This is a genomic window from Mobiluncus mulieris ATCC 35243 (assembly GCF_000160615.1).
In the GTDB taxonomy this organism is placed as follows: Bacteria; Actinomycetota; Actinomycetes; order Actinomycetales; family Actinomycetaceae; genus Mobiluncus; species Mobiluncus mulieris.
This window is the reverse complement of record NZ_GG668518.1, coordinates 290,362-316,496: the sequence shown is the minus strand read 5'-3', so window position 1 is coordinate 316,496 and position 26,135 is coordinate 290,362. Positions and strand designations below refer to the sequence as shown.

The 26,135-nt window shown below is 55.0% G+C and carries 25 protein-coding genes, 1 other RNA gene and 1 pseudogene; 11 read left to right on the top strand and 16 right to left on the bottom strand.

Features of this window, described 5'->3' with window-relative positions:
- Positions 1–190: 190 nt before the first annotated feature.
- The 6 genes from HMPREF0577_RS10690 to HMPREF0577_RS01225 all read right to left on the bottom strand — a co-directional run bounded on the left by HMPREF0577_RS10690 (position 191) and on the right by HMPREF0577_RS01225 (position 7,035).
- Positions 191–346 (bottom strand): glycine cleavage system protein H, encoded by a 156-nt coding sequence (locus HMPREF0577_RS10690; RefSeq protein ID WP_211580186.1) that lies wholly within the window; start codon positions 344–346, stop codon positions 191–193.
- A gap of 202 nt (positions 347–548) precedes the next feature.
- The gene (locus HMPREF0577_RS01245) at positions 549–1,466 is read right to left on the bottom strand and encodes a D-alanyl-D-alanine carboxypeptidase family protein (protein ID WP_004011836.1); all 918 of its coding nucleotides are present in this window, start codon (positions 1,464–1,466) and stop codon (positions 549–551) included.
- Positions 1,467–1,507: 41 nt separating this feature from the next.
- Complete coding sequence (locus tag HMPREF0577_RS01240) at positions 1,508–3,727, bottom strand: FtsX-like permease family protein (protein ID WP_245527380.1); 2,220 nt, start codon at positions 3,725–3,727, stop codon at positions 1,508–1,510.
- Positions 3,728–3,729: 2 nt separating this feature from the next.
- The gene (locus tag HMPREF0577_RS01235; protein ID WP_004007818.1) at positions 3,730–4,404 is read right to left on the bottom strand and encodes an ABC transporter ATP-binding protein; all 675 of its coding nucleotides are present in this window, start codon (positions 4,402–4,404) and stop codon (positions 3,730–3,732) included.
- A complete protein-coding gene (locus HMPREF0577_RS01230; RefSeq protein WP_004007817.1) occupies positions 4,401–4,925 on the bottom strand; it encodes a PadR family transcriptional regulator in 525 nt (174 codons plus the stop codon). Before HMPREF0577_RS01230 ends, HMPREF0577_RS01235 begins: the two co-directional genes overlap by 4 nt.
- 886 nt (positions 4,926–5,811) lie before the next feature.
- A complete protein-coding gene (locus HMPREF0577_RS01225; RefSeq protein WP_004011835.1) occupies positions 5,812–7,035 on the bottom strand; it encodes an MFS transporter in 1,224 nt (407 codons plus the stop codon).
- A gap of 185 nt (positions 7,036–7,220) precedes the next feature.
- On the opposite strand from HMPREF0577_RS01225, the gene HMPREF0577_RS01220 reads away from it, so the two are divergent.
- The 6 genes and pseudogenes from HMPREF0577_RS01220 to HMPREF0577_RS01200 all read left to right on the top strand — a co-directional run bounded on the left by HMPREF0577_RS01220 (position 7,221) and on the right by HMPREF0577_RS01200 (position 10,305).
- On the top strand, positions 7,221–7,829 hold the full coding sequence (locus tag HMPREF0577_RS01220) for a hypothetical protein (RefSeq protein ID WP_004011834.1): 609 nt from the start codon (positions 7,221–7,223) through the stop codon (positions 7,827–7,829).
- Between the two features lie 608 nt (positions 7,830–8,437).
- On the top strand, positions 8,438–8,725 hold the full coding sequence (locus HMPREF0577_RS01215) for a major tail protein (protein WP_004011832.1): 288 nt from the start codon (positions 8,438–8,440) through the stop codon (positions 8,723–8,725).
- 131 nt (positions 8,726–8,856) lie between these two features.
- Positions 8,857–9,195 carry a hypothetical protein gene (locus tag HMPREF0577_RS01210; protein WP_248613624.1) on the top strand — a complete coding sequence of 113 codons (339 nt, stop codon included), beginning with the start codon at positions 8,857–8,859 and terminating at the stop codon, positions 9,193–9,195.
- A 9-nt stretch (positions 9,196–9,204) separates the two neighbouring features.
- Positions 9,205–9,387 (top strand): annotated as a pseudogene (locus HMPREF0577_RS11740) (recombinase family protein); the annotation flags it as partial.
- 265 nt (positions 9,388–9,652) lie between these two features.
- Positions 9,653–9,862 carry a helix-turn-helix transcriptional regulator gene (locus HMPREF0577_RS01205; RefSeq protein ID WP_004011828.1) on the top strand — a complete coding sequence of 70 codons (210 nt, stop codon included), beginning with the start codon at positions 9,653–9,655 and terminating at the stop codon, positions 9,860–9,862.
- Positions 9,859–10,305, top strand: a complete 447-nt coding sequence (locus tag HMPREF0577_RS01200) for a hypothetical protein (RefSeq protein ID WP_004011827.1) — start codon at positions 9,859–9,861, stop codon at positions 10,303–10,305. The genes HMPREF0577_RS01205 and HMPREF0577_RS01200 overlap by 4 nt, the downstream gene beginning before the upstream one ends.
- A gap of 162 nt (positions 10,306–10,467) precedes the next feature.
- Here HMPREF0577_RS01200 and ssrA read toward each other — a convergent pair.
- The 4 genes from ssrA to HMPREF0577_RS01180 form a co-directional block, all read right to left on the bottom strand.
- Positions 10,468–10,840, bottom strand: a transfer-messenger RNA (tmRNA) gene (ssrA, locus tag HMPREF0577_RS10680).
- A gap of 227 nt (positions 10,841–11,067) precedes the next feature.
- Positions 11,068–11,403 (bottom strand): hypothetical protein, encoded by a 336-nt coding sequence (locus tag HMPREF0577_RS01190; protein ID WP_004011825.1) that lies wholly within the window; start codon positions 11,401–11,403, stop codon positions 11,068–11,070.
- A gap of 33 nt (positions 11,404–11,436) precedes the next feature.
- Positions 11,437–12,045: a DUF2599 domain-containing protein gene (locus HMPREF0577_RS01185; RefSeq protein WP_004011824.1), complete on the bottom strand. Its 609-nt coding sequence runs from the start codon at positions 12,043–12,045 to the stop codon at positions 11,437–11,439.
- 467 nt (positions 12,046–12,512) lie between these two features.
- The gene (locus HMPREF0577_RS01180) at positions 12,513–13,466 is read right to left on the bottom strand and encodes a sugar-binding transcriptional regulator (protein WP_004014552.1); all 954 of its coding nucleotides are present in this window, start codon (positions 13,464–13,466) and stop codon (positions 12,513–12,515) included.
- Positions 13,467–13,727: 261 nt separating this feature from the next.
- Between HMPREF0577_RS01180 and glpA the strand changes: the two genes are divergently transcribed.
- The 5 genes from glpA (at position 13,728) to glpK (ending at position 20,584) form a co-directional block, all read left to right on the top strand.
- Positions 13,728–15,464 (top strand): anaerobic glycerol-3-phosphate dehydrogenase subunit GlpA, encoded by a 1,737-nt coding sequence (gene glpA, locus HMPREF0577_RS01175; protein WP_036342151.1) that lies wholly within the window; start codon positions 13,728–13,730, stop codon positions 15,462–15,464.
- On the top strand, positions 15,464–16,762 hold the full coding sequence (gene glpB / locus HMPREF0577_RS01170; RefSeq protein WP_004011821.1) for a glycerol-3-phosphate dehydrogenase subunit GlpB: 1,299 nt from the start codon (positions 15,464–15,466) through the stop codon (positions 16,760–16,762). Before glpA ends, glpB begins: the two co-directional genes overlap by 1 nt.
- Positions 16,759–18,036, top strand: a complete 1,278-nt coding sequence (locus HMPREF0577_RS01165; RefSeq protein WP_004011820.1) for an anaerobic glycerol-3-phosphate dehydrogenase subunit C — start codon at positions 16,759–16,761, stop codon at positions 18,034–18,036. Before glpB ends, HMPREF0577_RS01165 begins: the two co-directional genes overlap by 4 nt.
- Positions 18,037–18,145: 109 nt before the next feature.
- Entirely contained in the window at positions 18,146–18,904 is a 759-nt protein-coding gene (locus HMPREF0577_RS01160; RefSeq protein ID WP_004011819.1) for an MIP/aquaporin family protein, read from the top strand.
- A gap of 141 nt (positions 18,905–19,045) precedes the next feature.
- A complete protein-coding gene (gene glpK / locus HMPREF0577_RS01155; protein ID WP_004014557.1) occupies positions 19,046–20,584 on the top strand; it encodes a glycerol kinase GlpK in 1,539 nt (512 codons plus the stop codon).
- Between the two features lie 112 nt (positions 20,585–20,696).
- Here the strand turns inward: glpK and HMPREF0577_RS01150 are convergent, their stop codons facing one another.
- The 6 genes from HMPREF0577_RS01150 to murA form a co-directional block, all read right to left on the bottom strand.
- Entirely contained in the window at positions 20,697–20,885 is a 189-nt protein-coding gene (locus HMPREF0577_RS01150; RefSeq protein WP_004011817.1) for a hypothetical protein, read from the bottom strand.
- Between the two features lie 193 nt (positions 20,886–21,078).
- Positions 21,079–21,987, bottom strand: a complete 909-nt coding sequence (locus HMPREF0577_RS01145) for an ATP-grasp domain-containing protein (RefSeq protein ID WP_004011816.1) — start codon at positions 21,985–21,987, stop codon at positions 21,079–21,081.
- 43 nt (positions 21,988–22,030) lie between these two features.
- The gene (locus HMPREF0577_RS01140) at positions 22,031–23,155 is read right to left on the bottom strand and encodes a D-alanine--D-alanine ligase family protein (protein ID WP_004011815.1); all 1,125 of its coding nucleotides are present in this window, start codon (positions 23,153–23,155) and stop codon (positions 22,031–22,033) included.
- Between the two features lie 156 nt (positions 23,156–23,311).
- A complete protein-coding gene (locus tag HMPREF0577_RS01135) occupies positions 23,312–23,800 on the bottom strand; it encodes a DUF732 domain-containing protein (protein WP_004011814.1) in 489 nt (162 codons plus the stop codon).
- An 11-nt stretch (positions 23,801–23,811) separates the two neighbouring features.
- Positions 23,812–24,741, bottom strand: a complete 930-nt coding sequence (locus HMPREF0577_RS01130; protein ID WP_036342147.1) for a lysophospholipid acyltransferase family protein — start codon at positions 24,739–24,741, stop codon at positions 23,812–23,814.
- Positions 24,741–26,057: a UDP-N-acetylglucosamine 1-carboxyvinyltransferase gene (gene murA, locus HMPREF0577_RS01125; protein ID WP_004011812.1), complete on the bottom strand. Its 1,317-nt coding sequence runs from the start codon at positions 26,055–26,057 to the stop codon at positions 24,741–24,743. Before murA ends, HMPREF0577_RS01130 begins: the two co-directional genes overlap by 1 nt.
- Positions 26,058–26,135 lie beyond the last annotated feature (78 nt).

Below are 26,135 nucleotides of genomic sequence, written 5' to 3'. Positions count from 1 at the left end.
TCGCGCCAGCAAATGCCCAATTGGCAAGTAGCCAATACGGGAGCCCGTTCATGAGGCGCTTGCCGGGATTCCGGGCGTTTTATTCATTGCAGACACTTGCTATCCGGTAAGTTTTCGGTTTGCGCAGGTCAGGGCGATTTGGGTTTTCTCGGATTGACCCAAAACCTGTCAAATGTGTCCGCTTTTAGTATTAGCCCAGGTCACGGGGATTTAGTCCAAATTCGAATGGCACCTCATGAACCCGAGCCGACCGCGACGCCCCGCCGCCATCATCCGCTAGCCACTCATGAAAAGCCGCTAAAACCCGCCTGACCAGCACACACACCACCCACCTAACACTTTTCAAGATTTCAATACGGCATTATTTTACACTTTTCAGGATTTCAAACCCGGCAATACCGACACTTTTCAGATTTCAGCCTGACTCCGGTGTCGGCACCGTGGCGGGAAACGCCAGATTCTTTGGGTTTGCGCGGAATTTTCCTCGCAAAACGCAGTTTTTTCACTCATTTCTGCCAGCAAACCATGGATCCGAATGAAGGACAGAGTTACTGGCCGATTTTGCTAATCAAATTGTTCAGATCGTCATAGCGGCTGGCCTCGCTGGTGGATCCCAGGCTGACAATCAGGTAATCGTGGCCACTCTTGGCACACAGGATGGCAAGATTGTGGATTTTCCCCAAAGACCCGGTTTTGAGGCCGGCGACTTCCGGGATGTAATAGATGCTTTCCGGGTTGAGCATTTGGTTGGTGTTCACCATCATGAGGTGCTGGCCTGATAGCGGGGCGATTGCATAGCGCTGCGACTTGACGATGTCGCGAATCCACTGGCGTGAAAGGAGTTTTTCGCTTACTGCCGCGATCTCACTTGGCGTACTCACCGCCCTGGGGTCATAGCCACTGGGGTCATTAATCCGGGTATGCGACCAGCCCTGTTTTTTCAGGTATTCAGCCAAATCAGTCATAAACAGGTCAATCCGCTGGTCTGTCCCGGCGGTTCCCGGATGCGTTTTCCCGCCGCAAAACTCCGCCACGGCATAAGCCGCGTCATTGCCGGAAGGTACCAACATCGCAGCTAGCAGATCTTGCAGCCGGTAGGTTCCGGGAACAATCCCCGCGAGCGAGGATCCCGGTTTCGCTTTCGTCAGGGCTTCGCGGCTGACGGACACTTCATCGTTCGGGTCGGCGACAGCCAGGGCATATTCCGCCACAAACAGCTTTGCCAGGCTGGCCGGCGTGATTTCAGTGTTTTCCCCGGCCGCCGCGATTCGCTGCTGCGAGGCCTCGTCGATAACAACATAGCCTTTCCCGGTATAAGGCGTACCGTCAATCCCCACGGTTGTCGGTTTGGGGTATATCCAGACCCGGATTACGCCCCGCCCCGCTGGCGTAGCGACCACCCAGGCAAAAAAGGCAATCACAACCACCGCGAACACTGCGGTCATCTTTTTGCGTCTGCCCTTCATCAAAACACCTTCTTTTGTTCTATTCAAGTTCTATTCACGTTCTATTCACTGCGATTGTTGACCGGTTCGCTGCTGCGACGCAGGGCTGGCACCAACAGGAGCATGGCCAAACCAGCCAGAATCAGCGCCACCAACAGCGCCAGGAAAATAGCGGGAGTGAAGCTCGCTTCGAGCCTGACCGAAAAGATGTGCATCATCATCCATCCCAGGCCGAAACCCAGACTGGCAGAAAGCAGCGCGATTGCTCCCAGCGGCGCGATGGCCTCCACCAGCATCATGCGGGCTAGTTGGCTTACTTTCATCCCGCAAAGCCGCAGTGTCAACAGGGAGCGATGCCGCTCCAGCAGTCCCGCATAGGTGGAAACCAGCATCGAAATCACCGCAATCAGCAGCGTCAGCCCCATGCCGATCCACACCAGTGTTGTCATAAGACTGATGAGCCCCACGTCCGTGGTGACGTTCACTTCTGTCGCCACGTTCATGAGTGGCATGGAGAATTCCGGCATAAAGTCCGTGGTGGCCAGTAGGGTACGCAGGCGTTCCAGGGCACGTGAGTCGCGTAGGCTGACCAGCACAGTGTAGGCATCATGCCTGGTTTCGGGCACGTAGTAGCGTTTCACCAACGTGTCAAAATCCGCGCGGTTTTTCGCGGGGATGAGCCGAGAGGCCTCGCCGGCACGTGCCCATAAGTTGACGCCCAGTAACCCGGATTTGCAAGGCGTAGCAACGTAGGCGCTCGCAGTCGTACACGGCACCAGACTCCAGGTTCCCCCTACGAAAGGCACGGCTTGGGCTTGAGCCACGTAGGATTGGGCTTGCAGTTGCGCGGCCAGGTGGACGGCTGCGGATTGGTCTGGAATCTCGGATATGGCTACCGCGCCTTGTTTCAGCGGGGTGTGTTCGTGATCGATGGCATCCAAGACCTTTCCGGTTTGGGAGGTGGCGGTCAGGAAGAACGTGCCCGCGAACAAGGCCAGAATCACGCCGGAAACCGAACGTGAAATCTGGCGGGAATGGGCTGCCACATAGCGCGTACTAATCAGTTCCGGCGCCCGCCGGCAATGTTTTGCAACCACCCAAGCCAACAGCTGGATTACCAGCGGACTTACCAAAATCAGAGCAATCATCATTAAAACCACATCAGCCAGCAGCCAATAGGCGTCAAGGCGTGTCCCCCGGTTCGGTTTCACGCTGACCACCAGATAGATAGCCAGGCCGATAGCCACCGCCATCACCAGGATGCGCACCACACCGGTTTTTCGGGTCACGATTTTTCTGGTTACACGCTGGTGGCGCACCACCCCCAGGGGCGTGGCGACTACCCCGCGCATCCCCTGCGAAGTAGCCAGAACCGTGATGATGATAGTCGCCACAAAAACCAGCGCACACTGCCAAGGCGCGACCGTCAAGTCAGACAGCCACAGGCGCCTGCCAGCCAGCGAAACAGCTCCCAGCCACGGCCGGATTGCGCTAAACACGCCCAAGCCAAGCAGAAAGCCCAGTACCGCCCCCAACAGGGCTTCGGCCACAAGAATCTGGAGAATCTGGTGGCGCGTAGCACCCACCAGGCGCAAAGCCGCATAGCGCTGTTCCCGCTGGACGCTGCCCAGGGCGGCAGAAATTGCAATCAGCAGCAAAACCGGGAACAGCAATACCACCAGGCCAATCGACAAGACGGCCTGGTTCACTGCGCTGTTTCCGGCCGGCGGCTGCGGGGTGTCAAAGTCTGCCACGTGCACGGCGGTTTTATCCCCAGCGAGATTCTTGCCGATAAACACCAGCAAGTCATCCGGGCCACTGGTCAACTGATACGGTAGCAATCCTTTGTTGACGTGCCCGAAGCGGGTGGTAATCGCCGCTTCCGGGTGCGTGGCCACCAGGCTTTGCACGCCCAGCGACATCAGGTATTCCCCCGGTTGAGGCCACTTTACCCCGAACAAATCGGGCGCGTGCTGGGTTGCTGAAGTGTCCACATAGGCCGCGTGGATTTGTTTACCGTCCACAACGAAGAAGGGGTTGTCAACCAGGCTAATCAACACTGCATCTGTGGCACCAGCTTTGGCATCATTAGTCGCTTGGGATTTGTCCGCGTTGTCGATTGCTCCCTGCCAACGCGTTGCAGTCGTGGAGCCAAAAGCACCCCAAAACGCGGCGAACACCAGTATCAGGCACACACAAAATCCCACTGCCGCACTGACCAAAGCCAAGCGACTCTTGGACTGACGCAACGAACGGCAAGTGAGCATCCAGGCGAGGTACACGGCTATACCTCCACCAAGCCGTCACGCACGATTATTTCACGGTCGGCATAGGCTGCAACGGTAGGTTCATGAGTCACCAGTACCACTGTCAACCCCCGCACGCGCACCAAATCCACCAGCAAGGTCATCACCGTCTCAGAATTCAGGGAATCCAAGGATCCGGTGGGTTCATCGGCGAACAGCACTGCGGGGCGCGGTGCCAAGGCGCGGGCGATAGCGATTCGCTGGGCTTGCCCGCCTGAAAGCTCGCCGGGAAGTGAATCCGCGTGATCTTCCAGGCCTACAGTCGCCAACCATTCGTGAGCCTGGGCATACGCGGTTTTCTTCGCGACCCCGTTCAAAAGCAGTGGCACTGCGATGTTATCCACCGCTGTCAGCTCGGGAACCAGTTGGGAAAACTGGAATACGAAACCGAAATCCGTGCGGCGCAACACCGTGCGCTGCGCATCGCTCAAGCTGGTGAGCTCACGGTCATTGTAGGACACCGAGCCCGAATCTGGCAGTTCGATTCCCGCCAAGGCGTGTAACAAGGTGGACTTGCCGGAGCCCGAAGGCCCCATAATTGCCAAGATTTCACCGCGCGTTACGTCCAGGGACACGCCACGCAGTGCCGGGGTAAGCCCGTAGGTTTTCTTTAGCTCACGGGCGCAAAGTATCGGGGTTGTCGGCGGGTTCACAGTTGCTCCTTTAGCGCATCCAGACGCGAGGTCGTCAAGGAAATCCAACGCAAATCCGCGTCAATGTGAAAAATCGCCTGGTCTAACAGGAGTTTCTCGGCCAGACTGGCATGCTGTTTACGAGCCGTAAGCTCGCGCATCCGCTGCTGATGGGCTTGGCGCTGGGCTTTCAGATACAGAGCCGCATCCCCATTGATTAACAGGGCCAGCACCGTCTTGAGATACAACTCGGATTGTAGGGTGGGGGAAGGAATCAGCGGCGTGCGCAACCATTCCACCAGTTCTTTTTCGCCACCCGCAGTGACGGCATAGCGGGTGCGTGCGGGTCCGGCTGGGGCTCCGCTGTCGGCGACTTCCATCACCTTGGCATCCCGCGCCAAACGCGCCAAGGTGGAATACACCTGTCCCGCCAGGATTGGCTTATCGCCAGCAAAATAGTGGTCGTATAGTTTTTTCAGTTCATAGCCGTAGTTCGGCTCGCGCGTCAACAGTCCCAACAAACCGTATTTCGTTTCCACCACGCCTCCTATACACTCAGTGACTAGCCGCAACTATTCACCAAGTGTATAGCTTTACGGCATCGGTTACAACAGGCGGTTTCATGAGGCGCCAGCCGGGTTCGCGGGTGCTTCGCCTAAACCGGCCAGCCATAGCCATTTTCTAACGGCTACGCCGTCTTAGCGACATTTCTTCCTCCCAGGTATGGGATAAATATGGGATAGCTCTATTGTCAATGGCAGTTGCAATACCAACAAAAACAGCCCGCCACAAAGGGCGGACTGTGCTATATTGCCTATGCGTAGTTACGGGATTGCTGGTATTAATACAAAGGTGAGGGCTGTGGAGACTGAGAAAATATGCCTGTTTTCCCTTGTTATCAAGCTAAAGTAGGGATTCAGAGCTTGCTCGGCTGCATCTTCTGACAGCGTCGATTTGAGCCTCTGGACCTGAATCATGTAACTTTAGTGGCCCAGCTTGTCTAGGATTTTTTGGGCTTGTGGGGTGATGGAGTCGCTGGATTGGATTTCGTGGCCTTGGTAGAGGATGGTTTACTCCTGGATAGGTCGTAGGATTCGGACGTATTTTTTCGCTGTGATTCCGGTTGAAGCGTCCCAGGTTTTGTTCCGCTTCTTATGCGGGTGCTAGTTGTTTAGCATGGGTTTGATTATATTGGGTTATCACTTCCTCGGGAGTGGAATAATCTAGCGATTCGTAGAGACGCTGGTGATTCCACCAGTACACCCAGTTCAGGGTCGCCCATTCGACTTCGGTACATGAGCCAGGTCTGGGAGTAAATCAACTCGGTTTTGTATAGCCCGTCTCGTAGCGACTAGACATCATAGTTCTGCTGAAGTGAACACCGCTTTGAAGGGATTTTTATGGTTTTTGCTTCTAATCATAAAGAGATTATTTGCGGAACTCGGGATGGTAAAAACTCAGCAAAATTGCCGCAGCTATCAGGACTGTGCAACATGTCATTGGTAGCCACGGAGAGAGCCCGTAAAGTGCGGTGGAGGCTATCGGCGCCACTACATAGGCCGCACCATTGTTAGCATTAATCAACCCGGCCAGCCCACCTTGCTCTTCGGGCTTCATTTGCAAAGTAGGCGCCGTGTTGTAGCCAGGCATCGCCAGGCCTAGACCAAAGCCTGTCAAGATGCTGGCCGCGATGAACAGTCCAAGATTTAGTGGATAAACCAAGAGCAGTAACCCGAGAAGAACGATTATTAATCCTCTTCTAAAGAGTTTTTTAGCACCCCAGTTTAACCTTGGAGCCACCAAGGCCTGCGCCAGTATCATCACCACACCCATTATTGACATGCACAAAGCGGTGAGCCCTGCTGTTGCGCCGGCCGCTAGCTTCAAAACATCCTGCAGTAAAAAGCCGAAAAGTGTAGCCACGGTAGAAAAAGCGGTAAACATTAGGAAACCGCAAGCCAGGAACACGAATACTCTTGAATCAAAATAGGAAACTTTTGCCGGTTGAGCGACTTTTTCTTCGCCACCTGTGGGTTTGAATGTTAGCAGCAAAACGGCAACGCCTAAAAGCATGACCAGAGGCATCACCAGCAAGGGCATCATGAAACCTCCTATAGCTGCAAGGCTGCCACCCAATAAGGCTCCAAGAATAGACGAGAATCCTTGTGCAGCGCCCAAGACTCCCAGACCTTTTACCCGTTGCGTCTCATTGTAGGTATGAGTCACAACGTAGGTTTGCGCGGCTGGGGAAACTGATGCGATGGCACCGCCGTACAGCACGCCCCTAGTTATGACTACTCCTATAATCAACGCTATGCCGGTGAGCAGACCCTTAAATCCTAGCCACACCACCATAGCGAATCCGCCTAGAGCCAGGATTCCGGCAAGCATGCCAATAAGCAAGATACGCCGAAATCCCCATCGCAATGAGACCCGTCCCCACCTGGTGGAGGTAAGAGAAAACATTATGGCTGCTAACGAAATGGTGGCGCCAATGTGCCATTCCTTCAGCCCGATTTCGCGCGATAGCGGAGCCAAAATTGGATTAAGAATCATCTGTCCCATATACGCCAGCAACACCGTCAAAAACAGGGGAAACAGTCCCGTTATTTTTGATTCGACTTTCTCGTTTCGTTCATTAGTGGCGCACATTAAAACATCCTTTCCAAAGTGAGCTACCAATCAAGCTGAAACAATACTAGAACAATGTTCTAGCATTGTCAAGGTTGAAGGTATGCTGTTTTCGTGGGAAATAAAGACAAGCGGGTAAACACGGGTAGACGCGCCTGGCTGACGCAGGAAAAAATCATGTACACCACAATGGAACTGACCCGAGAGTGCGGTCTAGAAAATGGTCGATTCGTGACCTTGCGCAGCGTCTGGGAGTAGTTCCCTCTGTCATCTACCACCATTACCAAAACCGTGACACCATTACCGCTTCTGTAATAGGCGAGATCACTAGCACCATCGAGCTACCGGACGAGCAGCTGGAATGGAAAGATTGGTTCATCTCCCTAGCAGAAAATGTCAGACCCGTCTTTCTTGAATTCCCCGGAGTCACCGACAAACTGATGTATGGACATATGGACGCCGCGTTTATACCAATCTTGGAGGTGGCTTACGAAAAACTACGGGACGCTGGTTTTAGCAAGTACATTCACATCGCATACTCAATTATCATCAACACGATGCTGTGGAGCATTACTGCTCGCAACTTGCGCAGCCCAACCAAGCAGGAACAGCGCCACGACCTAGGTCAGATGATTACCCGGCTTCAGCCCCTAGCTGCCTGCTCCACAACGCTGGCTGACATCATCCAGGGCTACTTATTTCCGCTAGCCAACCCGAAAAACGAAGACCGCATGAGTCAGGAATACTTTGAAATCATCATAGAAGTCGTACTCGCCGGTTTAGAGATAGCGATCTTGCCTCGCGAAAACGCCTAACGAACCCGCGAACAAGAGAAATCATCAATACGCATAAAATATTGCCCAAAATCGCAAGGCATCCAGCTAAGAGCAGAGCCTTTTAGCCTCTCCCTCTATTTCCTGCGATTTTCCAATAAATACAAGAAGATCCACTATATCCAGAGCATCCCAAACAACTGGTACGACTACGTCAAATACGGCACTGCCAATGAACTAGCTATCGCTCTTAACAGTACACAGGCTTCTCCCAGGAATCCGCAGCCTATATTGAAGACTGAGCCCACCCTATTGCGTATGGACGAAGAGGAAACCTCCATCTCGACTTCTGGCTTACCTCTTCAACGAACATCAACGTGAAGAAAGAAGCCGACGAAATCTTTCACTATTGGCTTCCTCTCGGTTATAAAGCTGGGAAAGCTGATCGCGGCGGGCAGAGGTGAGAATACCCGTCCAATCCGCTATCCCCGCAGTAGCCATACCACCAGGGGTTCCATCGACCAGAAAAAGCTCCACCGCTTTACCACGCGCCATCACAACCACGCCCCTCGTTCACACGCACCTAGCCCTAAGAATAACCGAAAAATAGCCCACACCTCAATACGAGGATCCAACAGAAAGAAAACATCATGGCAACTATTGGTTTAGACAAGCTCTACTACGCGAGCATTAGCGAAGATCCCACCAGCGGTGAGGAAACCTATGCCGTTCCTAAACCGCTCGCTAAAGCAATATCTGCAGAATTATCTGTGGAGGTAGCTGAGGCAATTTTGTATGCCGATGACGGGGCATCCGAGATTGTCAAGGAATTCAAATCTGGAACGCTCACTCTTGGGGTTGATGATCTCGGGGCAGAGGCTGCAGCTGCCTTAACTGGTGCGAGACTGGACGCCAACGGGGTACTTATCGCCTGGTAGTTACCTCTTCCATAACAGCCTCCATCCATTCTCCTTCTAAACAAATGGCGTGGGTTGGCGACATGCTAGTTACTGGTTTAGCCGGAGCAATAACCTCACGAGGCCATAAGGCTGCAGATGCGGCAGCGAACATGGCAAAAGACACCATGGACGCTATGGGCGAGTTAACTAACGGGGTTAACGTACCTATCAAGGTCAGTAAGGATTTGTCATTGCCAAACGCTGATCTGACCCCTGCCCTAGTTACCCACACATCGCAAACTGAAAAGGAAACTAATACTGGCAGCGTTGATGTTCAAGGGGTAGCAGATGCTACAGCTGCCCGGATTCTTAAGGGTTTGGATATCAAGGTTGTTTTAAGTGATGGGACCCTGGTCGGCAAACTCGCACCCAAAATTGATCAGCAACTATCACGGCTATCTCGGCGTAACAATCTGCGTGGCTGGCTATGCTCGCGTCTCCACCGATGATGCTGACCAGGCGAACTCCTCATCACCATCATGAGCTCCCTCGCCCAAGAAGAATCCAGATTTATCTCCGAGAACGTCACGTGGGGTTACAGGAAGCGCTTCCAAGACGGCAAAGTTTATATGCCCTACGGTAACTTCCTCGGATACAATCGCGGCCCAGACGGCGAGCCCGTAATCAACCCTGAGCAAGCAAAATCGTGCGCCGCCACGGCATCAAAGCCAAACTGACCAGGTTCAAGAAAACCCTCCAAAACGCCACCCTCAGCCAAGACTTTGACCGAGCAACCCTGCATGCTCTTTGCCAACGCATCCAGATCACACCATCAGGCGAGGCGAGCGTAATCTTTGCTGACGGTACGAAATTACCATTGCAGCACTGAACGCAAAGCGAGCTTGTCATTTAATGCAAAGTTAGCTAGTCTTTTTATGTAAAGGACGCTTTGCACAAAGGAACGGAATGCACACAAAAATCCCACAACTACGAAAAGAACGAAAGCTCTCACAAGAAGAGCTCGGAACTGCCGTTGGTGTCACCCGGCAAACAATCACCTCGATTGAGACCGGAAAGTACGTGGCTTCTCTACCCTTGGCGTACAAAATTGCCCACTACTTTGGCCGCACCATTGAGGACGTCTTCGACTTTACAAACCTGGAGGAATCAAAATGAACGAACTCGAGCAATACCGCAACGAACTGAAGAAACGTCAGGCCCTGGCACTGATCTTCGTTATTCTCGGTCTCGCTTTTAGTGCCCTAGGGAACGTCTTCCTGCGCGCAAATGTGCCAGGAACACCAATCTTCAACATCATCACCGTCGCCGGAATCATTTTTGAACTTATCTGTGTGGGATACATGGGCGTGAATCTTGGAAAAATGCGCAATGACGAAATATTGCAGGCCGCCTACATTCGTGAAAATGACGAGCGAGAAGCGGCGATTCGCATGAAATCTGGAAGACCCGTCATCACTGTGCTCTCCATGGTGCTCGTTGGCGCGTCACTTATCATGGGCGCATTCAGCATTACGGCATTCATTGCCCTCCAAAGCGCAGCAGCATTCCAACTCATCGCCGCATTCGCGCTCACCGGATACTGGAGCCATAAACTTTAGCACCCCGCGCAAAGCGAAATAGGGCTGACCACCGTTGAAGTAGTCAGCTCTATTTTTATGCCTGTGAGCAGGACTTTTATATTTTGCGCGCGTTTTCAAATTTTGCGCGCACCTCTGCGCAAAACCCTAGTTTTGCGCAAAGGTATCAATTCAGTGTGCTCGTAGTGGAGATGGGGGGAATTGAACCCCCGTCCGATCGACCAAGCCTGCTTCTTCTCCGGGTGCAGTCTGCTTTAGATTCTCGGCCGGTGGCCACCCACAGACAGGGCTGTCACCGGCTAAAGTTACCTAAAATCTCGAACCCGCCCAAGTAACCCGGGTGGTTCCAGTGGCTCTAAAAACGACGCCAGCCCCCGCAGCTAGAGCAACTGCGGACTGACGGAATCAAGCTCCCTTGGGTTAAGCAGCCAAGGCGAGGGATTCAGTACTGTTACGTTCAGCACTTATTGTTTCGTATCCAGCGTTTCCGAGCTGAGGATACCTCCTCGACCCGCTTCTCTCAGGACATCACCGACCGTCGAAACCGATCATCCCCAAATATTCAGTTACCAAAACACCCCGAAACTAAATCGCTCCGGGAAAGCATTTAATTTTACCACAAATCCATCCGAACCTGGGGTCGAGAACTCTCCAGTTACTCGTAGCAGTTCGACAAAACCAGGAATAACCCGCCACACCAGGCACAACACCATTCAAACACCTCTAAATATCCCTGAATTTGCCACGAAATCCTAGGGATAAAAAGCTTGATCCGTGAAACTACTAACTCGCTAAAGTTTGCTTCTTGCCGGACCTGTAGTATCCCCACACCAGCCCGGCAAGAGTTACGACAGCGAGTATCACTGCGTATCCTTTGAAGATAGGCAGGAAAGACACATCCAAGAAATCTCGCACATCCGGGTCGAAAGCTCCACCAAATTTTAGGTACATAAATTCAGGCAAGTACATCGAACCCAAGGCCAAAAGAAAAGCCAAAACAATCGCTACTTTTGGCAATCTCCTCGTTCCCATATCGGGAACAAACTTCCATACAAAAATTGAAAGCAGCAAGCCAATCAGCCCGATACTCGAAGCAGTCACTACTATCAGCACTTCCATGGTTACCTCGCATTCTCCAAAATCATTTACCAGCTAGTTACAAGTAATACTGTTGATTGCACCCGGACGTTTTGACGGCTCAAGATTCCATGGCGTCTTTATTGAGCCGTAGCCGACGTGGCAGTGGTACTGTTTTTGCATGCTTTCATCGGCTCCGTGCCCTCTGTAAGCTAGCCAGTGCCTATCGCCATGAAAACGATTGTACACTTGTTGCCAACCTTCCGTAGAGTACCTTATGGAAACCTCGGGGATAATCGTCTGGTTCGGCATCAAAGAAAGAGACCAGACATCTCTACTTATCCACCTGCCGTATGAAAAAAGATTACTTGACCACGAACTACTCATTGAGGTGTCTGCACCGGTCGCTCGTAACCCGGTCACTCGACTTAGCTGTTTCTGTTCTTCTTCAGAAGATTGGATATATTGCGCTACTTCCTCACTGGTGGGAACAGAACCAAACAGCTCTAGGTATTCCGCGTGTTCCTCGGTCGAGAATTCATGTCCGAACGCCTGGCGATAGAATGCCTGTTCCTGGGCGGTAGGAGGCGACTGTTCCTTAGCAAATGCAACGGACGGAACGGAAGCCGCCACTGCAGCCACGAGCGCCGACACCAAGACAGCTATATTCAATTTCCTATACACGATACACTCCTTTGTGAACAGTAGCAGTAGTTACCGTGTTATTGTATCGTAGATTTTTCTTGATATCAACCCGAATTGTACGTATTTGTAACATATGGGGCTTTTCTGGGTGTTTGTGCTGGTCAGGGGTTTTGTAGGATTAAGAGCCGACAATACGGCAACAATTGCCGTAAATTTTGATTTGACTCGCATCTTTGCTCCTTTAGTTTCAGCGTTTACGGTACGGGTTTGCCGCTGTGGTGTCACAGCTATCATCATATCACGTTAATTTCGAGCGAAATTTCATCTGTTATAACACCAGGTCAGACTACTTTTAGCCACAAAATTGCTCATTTTAGCAAGTCTTTAATTCCCGAGTAAGTAAAATAACTCCTTTTTGTGCATACTTCCGAGTTGCGTAGTGTGGCTGAAAGCGGAATCAACAGCACGAAACTGCACAGGGAACCCGGCGCGCCATTTCACCCAGGCTACCCCCTAAGCCGCATCAACCGCACCGCGCATTCCTCGTCAATAACCAAATCGGTCACCACCCCGGCTCGCAGCGCCGCCAGCAGCGGCACCGCCTTGTCCGCCCCGGAAACCACGCAAATCCGCCGGTCAATCCGCTGTAAATCCGTCGGAGTTGGCCCGGATGACCTCTGGTTTATCTCTAAATCTTCCCAGGTTCCGTCGGCTCGCAACAACACGGTACACACGTCACCGACGACACCCGCCGCTTTCAGGCGTTCCATCTCTTCCGGAATCAAATATCCCCCGGCATATACCATGGACAGGGGTTTACCGCTCAAACTGCCGACCCCGAAAACCGCGATGTCTATCTGGCTTTGCATCTCGAGCACACGACGCACCGAGCGTTCGCGCCACAGCATTGTCTTGGTTTCCACATAGTCAAAGAACGCCGGCACCGGAAAGTATTGCACCTGGGCACGATAGGCTCTCCCGAAGGCCTCCATGATTCCCCCGGCGTAAAAGATTCCGGTGGAGCTCATAGATGCCGCCCCGTTTAGTTGCACGATTCGCGCGCCCTCCACGTGGTTGTCTATCAGGTGTTCCGACACGGCCGACAGGGTGTTTCCCCAGGCGATACCGATGGTTACGCCCGGGTGTACCATCCCGGAAATCATAGATCCGGCGACTTCCGCCACCAGTTTCAGTCGTTGCCGCGCGCTGACTCGTGCCGGGACGGGAACCATCCAGGTTTCCACGCCGAAATGCCTGGATATCTCGGACAGTAGCCCGGGCGAGGCTCCGCGTGGCGGGTTGAAGGAAAATTTGATGTATCCCTCGGTTCGCGCCACTTGAATCAGCCGGGACACGGTGGATCGCGACACTTTCAGTTGTCGCGCGATGGATTCCATGGTTTCGTTTTGTGCGTAGTACATCAACGCGGCTCGATAGGCCAGTTCTTCGCGGGTATTCACGTCCCCTCCTCTCGTTTTTTCTTTTTTTCATGAGGTGCCATTCGGGAATCCTCGCTATTGTCCCCGGATGGCACCTCATGAACCGTGAAATTAATTTCATTATAACTGAAACTTTTTGCACACTTGCCAATTTTACCGCTTACCTCCGGGGATTTGTCCTACATCAGTCCAAGCATCGGGTACCATTCTTAAACATGAAGCACGCTCATGTTGTCACCGTCGCAGCTGCGGCGACAGCCTCCAATGAAGGGGGAAATTAAGATGAAACAACTTAGTGCAGATGTGGTAGTTATCGGTGGGGGTGCGACTGGAGCCGGCGTACTGCGGGATGCCGCGATGCGCGGTTTTTCCGCAGTACTGCTGGAACGCGCCGATATAGCCCAGGGTACCTCTTCACGTTTCCACGGACTGCTACACTCCGGGGGGCGCTACGTAGTGTCCGATCCACACTCCGCCACGCAATGCGCCGAAGAAAACGCCATCGTCCGCCGCATCAACGCGGACGCCATCGAGGAAACCGGCGGCCTGTTCGCGATGCCACCAGGCGATCCCGACGACTTCGGTGACAAGTTCCGCGACGGCGCCATCAAAACCAAGGTTCCCGCCGAAGAGATTACCATCAAAGAAGCCCTGCGGTTAGAACCTCGCCTGAACCCGCGCGTGAAACGCGTGTTCCGTGTCGAAGACGGCTGTGTGGACGGTTGGCGCCTGGTGTGGGGCGCGCTGGAATCCGGGCGAGAGTACGGCGCGAAAATTCTGCCCTATCACCTGGCCACCGAGATTGTGGTACGAAACGGCGCGGTCGCCCAGGTCAAGGCCGTCGACCAAAAAACCAACGACCAAGTCAGTATTGATTGCCGCTATATCGTCAATGCCGGCGGTCCGTGGGCGGGCAGTATCGCCCAGATGGCCGGAGCGCCGGGAGTCGACGTAGTGCCAGGGCGTGGCATTATGATTGGGATGAACCACCGCCTGGTCAACCACGTGGTGAACCGGCTGTGTGTTCCCGCCGACGGCGACATTATCGTGCCGGGGCACACGATTTGTGTGATAGGCACCACCGACCAGGCCGAGCAACACCCGGATTTCTTAAGCATCAAACCCCACGAAGTCCAGAAAATGTTGGACAAGGGCGAAGATTTGATTCCCGGTTTCCGTAAGGCACGCGCGGTACACATTTGGTCCGGCGCGCGCCCTTTGCTCAAGGATTCGCGAGTCAAGGCCACCGATACCCGTCATATGTCGCGCGGCATGGCGATTATTGACCATGGCGAGCGTGACGGTATCAAAGGGTTACTGACCGTGGCTGGCGGCAAGTTCACGACATATCGCCTGATGGCACAGGAAGTCGTGGATGTGATGTGCGAGCACTTGGGGGAAAGCCGTCCGTGTCGCACCGCCGAGGAAGCCGTGCCATCAGCGCGCTCCGGGCACCACGAATACGTTTCGAATCGTTTGGCCGAGGTCGAAAAAGAACTGGCCACCACTCAGATTATCTGCGAATGCGAGTTGGTGACCCGCGACACGATTGCACGGCAGTTCGAGCGGGTTCCAAAGTCCAACTTTGACGATATGCGCCGCCAGTTACGGGTGGGAATGGGACCGTGCCAGGGTACCTTCTGCGGGTTGCGTTCTGCGGGTATCGCTCATGAGTCGCGGCGCAAACACCTGCCTGCAGAGGAGCCTGCGGTGGCGGCCGATGTGACGACCACCATGCTGCGTTTGTTTTACGCCAACCGGATGCAGGGTATCGCCCCGATTCTCTATGGCTCGACCTTGACAGAGATTGCCCTGCAGTCCTGGATGCTGGAATCCAACCTGGATTTGAACCGCTTGCCGTCGCCCAGCAGCAACGCGAAACTGACTACCGGGGATATGGCTTTGATTCACGGGGTGCCCACGGACGCCAAAGCGGAAGACTGCCCACTGCTGCCTGCCAGCCTGCTGGGTCGTCGCCCCCACGGCGACCCCCACGAAAAAGGACGGGAGGTCGCGTGATGGCTCGCAAACCCCATGTGCTAGTTATTGGTGCTGGTCTGGCCGGGCTGAGTGCCGCGCTGCGACTGGCGGAAACCGACAACCGGGTCACCTTAATTTCCAAGGGGATTGGTGGTTTGCCGCTTAGCCCCGGGACACTGGATGTGCTGGGGTATATCGGCAAAGATCCAGTCGCCGCGCCTTTCGCCGCACTGGAGCAACTGCCGGATTGGCATCCCTATCGACGTATCGGGGTTGAATCCGTCGCCCGAGCTGTGGATTGGTTAGTGCGCCGTGTCCCGGCACTTTACCCCGAGGTCACCTCGGTGGGACAATCCCAGAATTCCTGGCTCCCCACGGCGGTTGGGGCGGTGCGACCAAGCTACATTCAGCCGCTGACCTGCCGCAATGCCGTATTGCAAGACGGCATGAAGCTGGTGGTGGTGGGCATTGCCCAGTTTAAGGATTTCCCAGCGGCGTTGATTGCGGATAACCTGGCGCGCTCCGAGCGCGTCCAGGTTTCCGCGCGAGCCATCGAGATATCTTTGGATGCCCGGGGTTTAGCGGATGTGAAAGGCACGGATTACGCGCGTGCCCTGGACAGCGACTTGCAACTCATGAAACGGTTCGCGCAACAGATTAACGCGGCGGCTCAGCCCGGGGAAACCGTTTTAGTGCCGGCAGTGGTGGGGCTTAAACCCGAAACTTTCCGGAATTTTGCCGCCCAAGTGAACCACCCGGTGGCCGAGGTTCCCACTCCCCCACCGTGCGTGGCGGGGCGACGGCTGAATGACGCGCTGGTGGATTTACTGACCGAGGCGCGCGTAGATATGCGCAACAACGCCACGGTTACCGGTGTGACCAGCGCGGATGGGGTGATTACCGCTGTGACGGTGGCGCGCGCCGGGGGCAGCGACAGTATCAAGGTGGATGCCGTGGTGGATGCGGCGGGCGGGTTCGCTTCGGGTAATCTGACGCGCGATTCGTATATGGCACTTCATGAGGCGATATTTGAATTACCGCTTTTCACCCCACCGGCGGCCGAAAAAACGGGGATTCACTCCATTGACACCCGCCAGAAAACCCTGGTGGAGCAGCTTTTGTCGTCGGGAATCATGGTCAACGAGAAAATGCAGGCGTTGCGTCCCGCTACTGAAGGCAGCGAATTCGACGCGCTAGCCTTTGAAAATCTCTATGTGATTGGCGAGGCCTTGGGCGGCACCAACCCGGCCAGCGAGATTTCAGGGGAAGGCCTGGCTTTAGGGTCGATGTTCAAGGCTTGCGAAGCCATCAATGCGGGTAAAGGAGAATTAAAATGAGCAGCGTTGCCACTAAACCTGTCAAGATTAAGCCGGGTTCCGCCCTGGAGGTCGCGCGGGCATCTTTTACTCGTGCCACCTTGGATCAGTGTGTGAAATGCACGATTTGTGAAACCCAGTGCCCCGTGTTGCGGGTCACCGAAAAGTTCCCCGGGCCGAAATACGTCGGCCCGCAAGCCGAACGTTATCGCGGGGGCTATTCGGTGGATCATTCCTTGGATTACTGTTCTGGGTGTTCGATTTGTTCTACATCTTGTCCGCAGGGCGTCAAAATAGCCGAGATAAACGCCCAAGCGCGGGCGGTGATGAAGGCTGGACATATGCCGTTGCGTGACCGGTTGATTACCCAGACAGAACTGGAAGGCAAACTGTTGACGCCTTTCGCGCCGATTGCGAACTGGGCTTTGGATGTCAAATGGCTGCGTAAACTGGTCGAAGTCGTGATTGGGGTTCACGCCGAGGCTCCCACCCCCAAGGCGCAGTTCCACTCGTTTATGCACTGGTGGAAGCACCATACCCCCCAAACCACGGGGGCTCGCGGCACTCTGGTGTTCTTCCACGGTTGCGCCGGCGGGTATTTCGAAGTTTCCACTTCGATTGCCACCGTGCGGGTTTTAGAGCATCTGGGTTACCGGATTTTAGTGCCGAAACAGGGGTGTTGCGGCTTGGCTTCCCAGTCCAATGGGCTGTTCGATACCGCCAGCAAGTCGGTGTTGAAGCTCTGCCGCGACTTGCGGGCGGCGGGGGATAATTTGACGATTATTTCTTCCTCCGGGTCTTGTGCGGGGATGCTGCGTCATGAGGCGCATGAGATTATGGGCGTTGATGCCGCCGAGCTGCGTGACGTGGGTTCCCGGGTGGTCGAGACCAGCGAGTTCCTGGCCGAGTTGTTGGATGAAGGCGAATTCCCGGTTGAGGAATTGCGCCCCATGGACTTAGAGGTTATCTATCACCAACCTTGCCAAGTGAAATCCCAGGGTATCGGGAAACCCGCAATTCGTCTTTTAGAGGCAATACCCGGCGTGAAAGTCGTGGAATCCGGCGAACCCTGTTGCGGTATTGGGGGGACTTACGGGCTAAAGAAAGAGAAATTTAAGGTTGCCCAGGCTATTGGGAAGCCCCTGTTTAATAAGATTCGCGCTACCAATCCGGAGCTGGCTTTATGCGAAACTGAAACTTGCCGGTGGCAAATTCGTAAAGGTACCGGCGCGGAGGTAATTCACCCGGTAGAATTGCTTTGTAAGGCTTTAGGTCTTTCAACAGAGGGGAGGTAATACTCTAGTCAGCATAAAAACGTTCCAGGCTGACTAAATTTACTTAGAAAACAGCGAGAAAGACCTCGCGGTTTTCGGATTAATTACAAGCACTAGAGAAAGGCAAGATATGTCTTTAGGACAGATTTTTCTCTCTGAATTTTTGGGAACCGCGTTCCTGATCCTTCTGGGGGTTGGCGTTGTCGCCACGAACCTGTTGGCTAAATCAAAAGGTAAAGGTACCGGCTGGTTGATGATTAACTTTGGATGGGGTTTGGCCGTGTTCATCGGTGTTTACGTCGCGTATGGTACCGGCGGACACTTGAACCCGGCCGTAACCTTAGGCTTATGGGCTGCCGGTAAGACCGAGTTTGTGCCCGGTGTGCCGGTTAACGCCGCTACCATCTGCACCTACATTGTGGCGCAGTTCTTGGGCGCGTTTGTCGGCGCTATCCTGGCTTGGTTGGTTTACAAGAAGCACTACGACGAGCACGAGAATCCCGCCGAAATCCTGGGTACCTTCTCGACTGGCCCTGAGATTCGTTCCTACGGTTGGAACCTGGTCACCGAGGCGATTGCTACTTTCGTCCTGGTGGCTTGGGTGCTGATTAGTGGTGGCACCAAAACAGCGGTGGGGCCGCTCGCGGTGGCTCTGGTTATCGTGGCTATCGGTGCTTCTCTCGGTGGTCCGACCGGATACGCCATCAACCAGGCTCGTGACCTGGGTCCGCGTGTGGCTCACGCGATTTTGCCTATCAAGAACAAGGGCGGCTCGGATTGGGCTTACTCTTGGGTTCCGGTGGTAGGGCCGACCATTGGCGGTATCCTCGCTGGCCTGGTTTTCGGCAAGTTTGGCATTATGGATATGATGCCTCCATTCCCCTCTTAAGCATTATTTGAAGTAACCTGGTTTCGGGGTGCCAATATCGCCTCACGTGAGGCACCCCGAAACCCCCAAAGTTTACGGGGATTAATCCTCGCTACAATTGAATACGCTCCAACTATCCGATTCATGAAAAGGACGTCAAAGATGACTCATAAAACATATGTTCTCGCTATCGACCAGGGCACAACATCTTCCCGCGCTATTATTTTTGACCACAGTGGTTGCGTGGAATCCGTAGGGCAAAAGGAACACGAACAGATTTTCCCGCACCCTGGTTGGGTAGAACACAATCCCATGGAAATTTGGCTCAATGTCCGTGAGGTCTTGGGCTTGGCATTGGCCAATGCCACCACTAAAACCGGACACGAGGTAAACCACCACGATATCGCGGCGGTGGGTATTACCAACCAGCGTGAAACCACTATTGTATGGGATAAATACACCGGTCAGCCAGTTTACAATGCGATTGTATGGCAGGATACCCGGTCTCAAGACTTGGTGGATCGTCTGGCTGCGAATGGTGGTCCAGATCGGTGGCGTTCTATCGTGGGTGAAACCCTGTCGACTTACGCCTCTATCACCAAATTGATGTGGATTTTGGAAAATGTTCCTGGGGTTCGGGAGCGCGCCGAGCGCGGGGACTTGCTATTTGGCAACCCCGACACCTGGGTGATTTGGAATCTGACCGGCGGGGTAAACGGCGGAATTCACATCACCGATGTGACCAATGCCTCGCGTACCATGCTGATGGATTTGCATACTCTCAAGTGGCGTGAAGACATCTGCCAAGAGGCCGGCATTCCCATGTCGATGTTGCCCGAGATTCGTTCTTCCTCCGAGGTTTACGGCGAATGCCGCCAAGATGGTTTGCTGGCGGGAGTAAAGCTTGCCGGCGACCTAGGTGACCAGCAGGCCGCGACCTTCGGCCAGGCCTGTTTCGAACCGGGCATGGCCAAGAACACCTACGGCACGGGTTGCTTCATGTTGATGAACACTGGCACCAAGCCGCAACCTTCCGAGAATGGAATGATTACCACTGTCTGTTATAAGATAGGCGACGAGGCTCCGGTCTATGCTTTGGAGGGTTCCATCGCGGTGACCGGTTCCTTGGTGCAATGGCTGCGCGACAACCTGAAGATTATCGACAGCGCCCCCGAATGCGACACGCTTGCGGAATCCGTCCAGGATAACGGTGGGGTCTACTTTGTGCCCGCATTCTCCGGTTTGTTTGCCCCCTATTGGCGAGGTGATGCCCGGGGTGCGATTGTTGGTATGACTCGCTACAACACCAAGGGTCACTTGGCTCGTGCCACGCTGGAGGCCACCGCCTACCAGACCCGCGAGGTTTTGGACGCGATGGAGGCTGACTCCGGGGTAAAGTTGGGCGAGCTGCGCGTGGATGGCGGCATGACTAAGAGCGATATCCTGATGCAGTTCCAGTCCGATATGCTAGGCGTACCCGTGGTGTTGCCACAGGTAGCGGAAACCACGGCACTGGGCGCGGCTTACGCGGCAGGTATTGCGGTGGGATACTGGTCTGGCACCCAGGATGTCATCAATAACTGGCAGGAGCAGCAACGCTGGAGTCCCCAGATGCCCGCCGAGGAACGCGACCGCAACTTGCGTCTGTGGAAGAAAGCCGTCAGCCGAACCTTCGACTGGGTGGACAAGGACGTGAAGTAAGACTTTTTGAATATTGTTTAACCGAAGTTTTGGGTCGCCCCATCTGGGGCGACCCAAAACGTTTCATCCGGCCGGTTGGTTACCCGGATGCCCTCGTTCCGGTTTTTCGGGTTTAATAGGAATCGTCACAAGCGTTGTCCTGGGATTTAGACCAGGTTTCCACAGTGTCGCGGTTTTCCTCATCCAGCGCCAGGCTCACCCAGTTGTTCAGGGTAGCCCGTAAAGAAACGTACCAGCCGCCGCCCTCTTGAACCGCTGAAATCGCCAAGAACGGCAGTTTGTCTGATTGCAAAGGCTTCATGTCGAACTTGCAACTACGCTGGTAGCCGCTTCTATGGCTTTCTTGCGTTTTCAAAACCTCGGCGAATTCTGGGGATACCCCTGTCCCAAGGGATTATGCAAACCTGCGGGGGGGAAAGGACATTTTATACTCCTCTCAAAATACAGCTATATACCGCCAGCCTATTGAGCGAGCAATCCAATAGTCACCCCTTTTACCAATAGAACCGCTGGGCGATAGCGTCGGCGAAGTGCTCGACGGCTTCACGGGCGGAATCCAAGTAAATATTGCCCTCTACCAGGCCAATCTCCATCACATAGTACGAGCCCTTACCGTCCGGCACCAAGTCAATACGGTTATACAACACCTGGGTGTCGTGCTTGGTGGTGCGTTTAATCTGGTCGTGGACATAACGACGCACCTCTTCACCCCAACCCCATTCCTCTTGGGAAGAATACCGCGCGGTAACAATTTCCTCTGGTTCTGGCTCGTCACTGGCCGCATGCAACATCGCGCTCTTTTGGACAGTGTGCGAAATCACACCATTAAAGTACACCACCGAAACCTCACCGTGGGTTTCCACCTGGGACAGGTAACGCTGAATCATCACCCCGGAACCTTGGGACAACAAATCCATAGCATGATGAATCGCCTCCATCCGGGAAACCGCTGAAGTCGCCGTATAGCGACCCACGCCGCGCCCCCCCGAAGAAATCGTAGGCTTCACCACAAAATCCCCGTGGGAAGGAAATCGGGTATGAACCTGATGCTTTGTCAGGTTCGCGTCTGGCTCCAGCCAGATAGTGGGAATAATCGGCATCCCCCGCTTGGCTAGTTCTCGCAGATAGTGCTTATCCGTGTTCCACTCCAAAATATCGGGGGAATTCAACAGTTTCGGCACGCTACGCGCCCACCGCAAAAACTCCTCACGGTGGTGAGCATAATTCGGGGTGGAACGCAACACCGCGAAACGACCCTCGGACCAGTCCACGCTCGGGTCGTCCCAATTACGCAACACCGGTTCGATGTCGTGCTCCCGCAAGGCCTCACACAGGTCTTCGTCCCCGGACAGCCCTTTGGGAGTGTCGGTACTCATTACCAAAATCAGTTTATCGTCTGACATCTTCGCCCTTTCAGTCCAAGTCCAAGTTCAAGTTCAAATAATCCTACCGTAACCCTTGCGGATGCGACAGGGCGATTTCTATCAGTTCCGTCACCAAATCTTGATAAGGCATCCCCATGTGCTCCCACATCCCCGGGAACAGAGAAAAGGGCGTCATCCCAGGCATGGTGTTAATCTCGTTCAAAATCAAACGCCCGGTTTCCTCGACATAAAAGAAATCCACCCGCGCCAAACCCTCGCCGCTGACCAGCTCGAAAGCCTGGCGAGCATAGTCACAGATCCGCTTGGCGACCAGTTCGGGAATCTGGGCGGGAATCGACAGGCTCACCGCATCCTGGGCGAAATACTTGCTTTCAAAATCATACATTCCCGGGGTTTGCTTCATCACCACTTCGCCGGGAAACGCGGTACGCGGAGCAGCGCCGTCCCGGCCTTCCAACACCGCGCATTCCACTTCGCGGGCTCCCACTACCCCAGCCTCGACAATTACCTTCGGATCGTGGCGGCGCGCTGCCACGACGGCCGCTTCGAATTCTTCCCACGCTTCAACTCGGCTCACCCCTAATGAAGACCCCGCCCGAGAGGGCTTCACGAACACCGGTAAACCGAAATCCAACACCTCGGCGGGCACCGCCGACTCGCGGTGACGCCACGCATAATCAGTAATGACATGGAACCGGCCCACCGGAATCCCGCCGCGTTCCAAAACCTGTTTCGTGTAGCCCTTGTCCATGCACAGAGCCGAAGCGGTCACCCCACAACCCGTATAGGGCACCCCGACCATCTCGCACAACCCCTGGATGGTGCCGTCCTCGCCGTAAGGCCCGTGCAACAGGGGCATCACCACATCGATACGACCCAAATCCCGAATCGGGGAATCCGCGACGCGAGTATCCCAAAAAAACAGGTGCTGGTTTTGCGGCACCAAGGCCACGAAGGTGCCGTTGTCTGTCACTTCAGCACCCTGACCATCTTGGAGTCGCAAGGCCTCGACCTCGTCAGGCATCAACACCCACGCCCCACCCCGGGTAATCCCAATCGGCACGGGCTCAAAGCGGTTACGGTCAATATGTTCCAACACACCGGCGGCGGTGGCGCAAGATATGGAATGTTCCCCAGAAGATCCCCCAAAAATCACCGCTACCCGGGTTTTCGCGTTTTGTGTCATAGAAGTTATGTTACCAGCCCTGGAGCGGTGCGGCGCCAGGGCACAGCCTTGACGACACCGCGCTTAACGGCAGAGGCGATTAAGCGATGGTAACGATTTGCTGTCACCACCCTAGCCTTGAATAACAAAGCTCAAATCCACACCCCTGTCCTGGTTTCATGCCTCTTCCGGAATAGCCGGAGGCTTCGGCTCCAGATTTTCCATCCAACCTTCGAGTTTCCCGGCCTGGTCGGGGCACAGCGACAGCACCGCGCTTTGCTCTAAACCCACCCAGAACAGCACCTGGGATGCCGGTGTGGGCAGCTTCGAGGCGGCGCTCTCGTTTGTCTGGGAAATAAACGACAGGACGCGGGTTGGCGACCACCCGGCTTCGAGTTTCGTACACACCCGCCAGCCCATCTCGGTGGCATCCGCGCGCAAATCCACCGGATACCCGGGGTTCAAATACTGGATTCGGTTCCAAAACTGGGTCTCGCGTGCCCCCACATCGGCGGGTCGTTCGCCAGCCTCGCCGTGAATCTGGCCGAACTGCCAGGCCAGCAGCATCCCAGTGGCAAAGAACACAAAAGTGACAATCATGGTTTTCTTGGTTTTCGTGTCCCAAATCTCGGATTCGAAGCCGTCGCGGCGTGCCTTACGAAACATGTTTCCCCCGGTTATTCTTCCGCCGGGGGTTTGGCGGGTTCATGAGGGGCTTGCCCGGCATCCGGGCGTTGTTCTTTTTTCCCCCCGTTCGGGTTTCCGCAACCCGCACTCTTCCGGTGCCTGTCGCGATGATACCGGTCGCCGTCGCGTTTCATATCCCACAGTTTTTCCGGTGGGGTTTCCCCAGGACGCATTTGCGCAATCAGGCCAGTCAGAGCCTGGGAAATGCGGCCGGCCGCTTCGATTATCGCCTCATGATCGTCAAACCTACCGTAAAGATCAGCCAAGTCGACCGGCGGCCCCGCGATGACCCGCACCCGGCCGCGCGGCGGGAAACGCCACTTGCCATAGGGTTCCAGGGTGCGATGCGCCCCCCACTGAGCCACCGGAATCACCGGCACGCGCGTCTCCAAAGCGAGCCGAGCCGCCCCGGTGCGCGGTTTCATTGGCCATAATCCGGGATCGCGCGTCAAGGTACCCTCTGGGAACATCCCCACGACCTCGCCAACCTGCAGCGCCGCGCGGGCAGCAATCAGGGAGTCCTTGGCTTGGGCGGATTCCCGAAACACTGGAATCATGCGGGAATGCTTGGCGCAAAACCCGACCACCGGCCAGTGCATCATCGTTTCTTTCACCATAATCCGCACCGAAACGTGATTCGCGAGTAAGAAATGCCCGAAAGTTACCGAATCGAGCTCTGTGACATGGTTGGATACCGCGATAAAACCGCCCCGTTTGGGCAGGTTTTCGGCGCCTTGGTACTCGCGCCTCATGAGCAGAATCAACAACCACCGCACCGGCCACGCCGCGAGGAAGTACACCACTCCCATCGCGGGGCGTCCCCAGCGGTTTTTACGGAAAGGCCGGGAAAACTGCGCGATAGCGCGCCTGATTTCGGGTTCATTAGAGGATTTAGAAGGCTTAGAGGGTTTAGAGGACATCACACCAACTCCACATCCGCGTCGAGGGCTCGCAGTTTCGTCATGAAATCCTCGTAGCCCCGGTTAATAATGTCTACCCCAGAGACCCGCGAGGTGCCCGCTGCCGCCAAAGCCGCGACCACATGCGAAAAACCACCGCGCAAATCCGGGACGTCTATCTCGGCTCCGGCCAAGGGGGTTGGCCCGGAAATCACCGCCGAGTGATAGAAATTGCGCGCCCCGAAGCGGCAGCGCAATCCCCCCAGACATTCACGATAGACCTGAATTGTCGCCCCCATACGGCGCAGCGCCTCGGTGAATCCGAAGCGATTTTCGTACACGGTTTCATGCACAATCGACAGGCCTTCTGCCTGGGTCAACGCTACCACCAGGGGTTGCTGCCAATCCGTCATGAAACCGGGATGCACGTTGGTTTCCAAGACAATGGAGCGCAGCGCCGCCCCCGCGACACGCCGGAACCGAATGGCGTCCTCGGTGATGTCGAAATCCCCGCCGACTTTGCGAAACACATTCAGGAAGGTCATCATGTCCTGTTGGCGCGCCCCGCGCACCGTAATGTCGCCGTTGGTGGCCAGAGCCGCCGCTGCCCACGAGGCCGCTTCGATACGGTCGGGCAGGGCGGTGTGTTGAAAGCCGCGCAGTTCCTCGACTCCTTCCACACGAATGACCCGGTCGGTGTCCACGGAAATAATCGCCCCCATTTTTTGCAAAATCGCGACTAGATCCATGATTTCGGGTTCCACGGCGGCTCCGCGCAGTTCGGTGATACCCCGGGCGCGCACCGCCGTCAACAGGGTTTGCTCGGTGGCACCGACCGAGGGATAAGGCAATTCGACCTTCGTGCCTTCCAGGCCGTGGGGGGCGCGTAGTTCGATGCCGTGGGACAGTTTTTCGATTTCCGCGCCAAAGGCTCGCAAGGTTTGCACATGGAAATCAATGGGGCGCCCGCCGATATTGCAGCCCCCCAGGTTGGGAATTACCGCGTGTCCGAGCCGATGCAACAGTGGCCCGCACAGCAGAATCGGGATGCGCGAAGACCCGGCGTGTTGGTCGATTTGCGCCACTGGGGCGGTGTGTACGCCTTGCGGGTCGAGGTGCAATACCCGCGTGGTTTTGTCGAAGACCACGCCGACCCCGTGCAGTTCCAACAGTTTCGTCACGACTTCTACGTCGCGAATATCGGGTACGGAAGCCAGGGTCGAAGGCGCGGCGGAAAGCAGCGAAGCCACCATCGCTTTGGGAACCAGGTTTTTTGCCCCGCGCACCGTGATTTCCCCGCGCAGGGGTCGCCCGCCGTTGACTCGTAAAACCGCCATTCGCTCGCCTTTCTGTGGGTGTTTCGGTCTTATTCTATCGTTACGGCGGGGGTTGCGTTGGGTGCGTCGGGTTCATGA

What these genes read in the sequence shown, in the direction of transcription:
- HMPREF0577_RS01245 (WP_004011836.1), bottom strand. Translation starts at nt 1,466, where the DNA reads ATGAAGGGCAGACGCAAAAAGATGACCGCAGTGTTCGCGGTGGTTGTG.
- HMPREF0577_RS01225 (WP_004011835.1), bottom strand. Translation starts at nt 7,035, where the DNA reads ATGTGCGCCACTAATGAACGAAACGAGAAAGTCGAATCAAAAATAACG.
- HMPREF0577_RS01215 (WP_004011832.1), top strand. Translation starts at nt 8,438, where the DNA reads ATGGCAACTATTGGTTTAGACAAGCTCTACTACGCGAGCATTAGCGAA.
- HMPREF0577_RS01210 (WP_248613624.1), top strand. Translation starts at nt 8,857, where the DNA reads ATGGCAAAAGACACCATGGACGCTATGGGCGAGTTAACTAACGGGGTT.
- HMPREF0577_RS01205 (WP_004011828.1), top strand. Translation starts at nt 9,653, where the DNA reads ATGCACACAAAAATCCCACAACTACGAAAAGAACGAAAGCTCTCACAA.
- HMPREF0577_RS01200 (WP_004011827.1), top strand. Translation starts at nt 9,859, where the DNA reads ATGAACGAACTCGAGCAATACCGCAACGAACTGAAGAAACGTCAGGCC.
- HMPREF0577_RS01190 (WP_004011825.1), bottom strand. Translation starts at nt 11,403, where the DNA reads ATGGAAGTGCTGATAGTAGTGACTGCTTCGAGTATCGGGCTGATTGGC.
- glpA (WP_036342151.1), top strand. Translation starts at nt 13,728, where the DNA reads ATGAAACAACTTAGTGCAGATGTGGTAGTTATCGGTGGGGGTGCGACT.
- glpB (WP_004011821.1), top strand. Translation starts at nt 15,464, where the DNA reads ATGGCTCGCAAACCCCATGTGCTAGTTATTGGTGCTGGTCTGGCCGGG.
- HMPREF0577_RS01165 (WP_004011820.1), top strand. Translation starts at nt 16,759, where the DNA reads ATGAGCAGCGTTGCCACTAAACCTGTCAAGATTAAGCCGGGTTCCGCC.
- HMPREF0577_RS01160 (WP_004011819.1), top strand. Translation starts at nt 18,146, where the DNA reads ATGTCTTTAGGACAGATTTTTCTCTCTGAATTTTTGGGAACCGCGTTC.
- glpK (WP_004014557.1), top strand. Translation starts at nt 19,046, where the DNA reads ATGACTCATAAAACATATGTTCTCGCTATCGACCAGGGCACAACATCT.
- HMPREF0577_RS01150 (WP_004011817.1), bottom strand. Translation starts at nt 20,885, where the DNA reads ATGAAGCCTTTGCAATCAGACAAACTGCCGTTCTTGGCGATTTCAGCG.
- HMPREF0577_RS01145 (WP_004011816.1), bottom strand. Translation starts at nt 21,987, where the DNA reads ATGTCAGACGATAAACTGATTTTGGTAATGAGTACCGACACTCCCAAA.
- HMPREF0577_RS01140 (WP_004011815.1), bottom strand. Translation starts at nt 23,155, where the DNA reads ATGACACAAAACGCGAAAACCCGGGTAGCGGTGATTTTTGGGGGATCT.
- HMPREF0577_RS01135 (WP_004011814.1), bottom strand. Translation starts at nt 23,800, where the DNA reads ATGTTTCGTAAGGCACGCCGCGACGGCTTCGAATCCGAGATTTGGGAC.
- HMPREF0577_RS01130 (WP_036342147.1), bottom strand. Translation starts at nt 24,741, where the DNA reads ATGTCCTCTAAACCCTCTAAGCCTTCTAAATCCTCTAATGAACCCGAA.
- murA (WP_004011812.1), bottom strand. Translation starts at nt 26,057, where the DNA reads ATGGCGGTTTTACGAGTCAACGGCGGGCGACCCCTGCGCGGGGAAATC.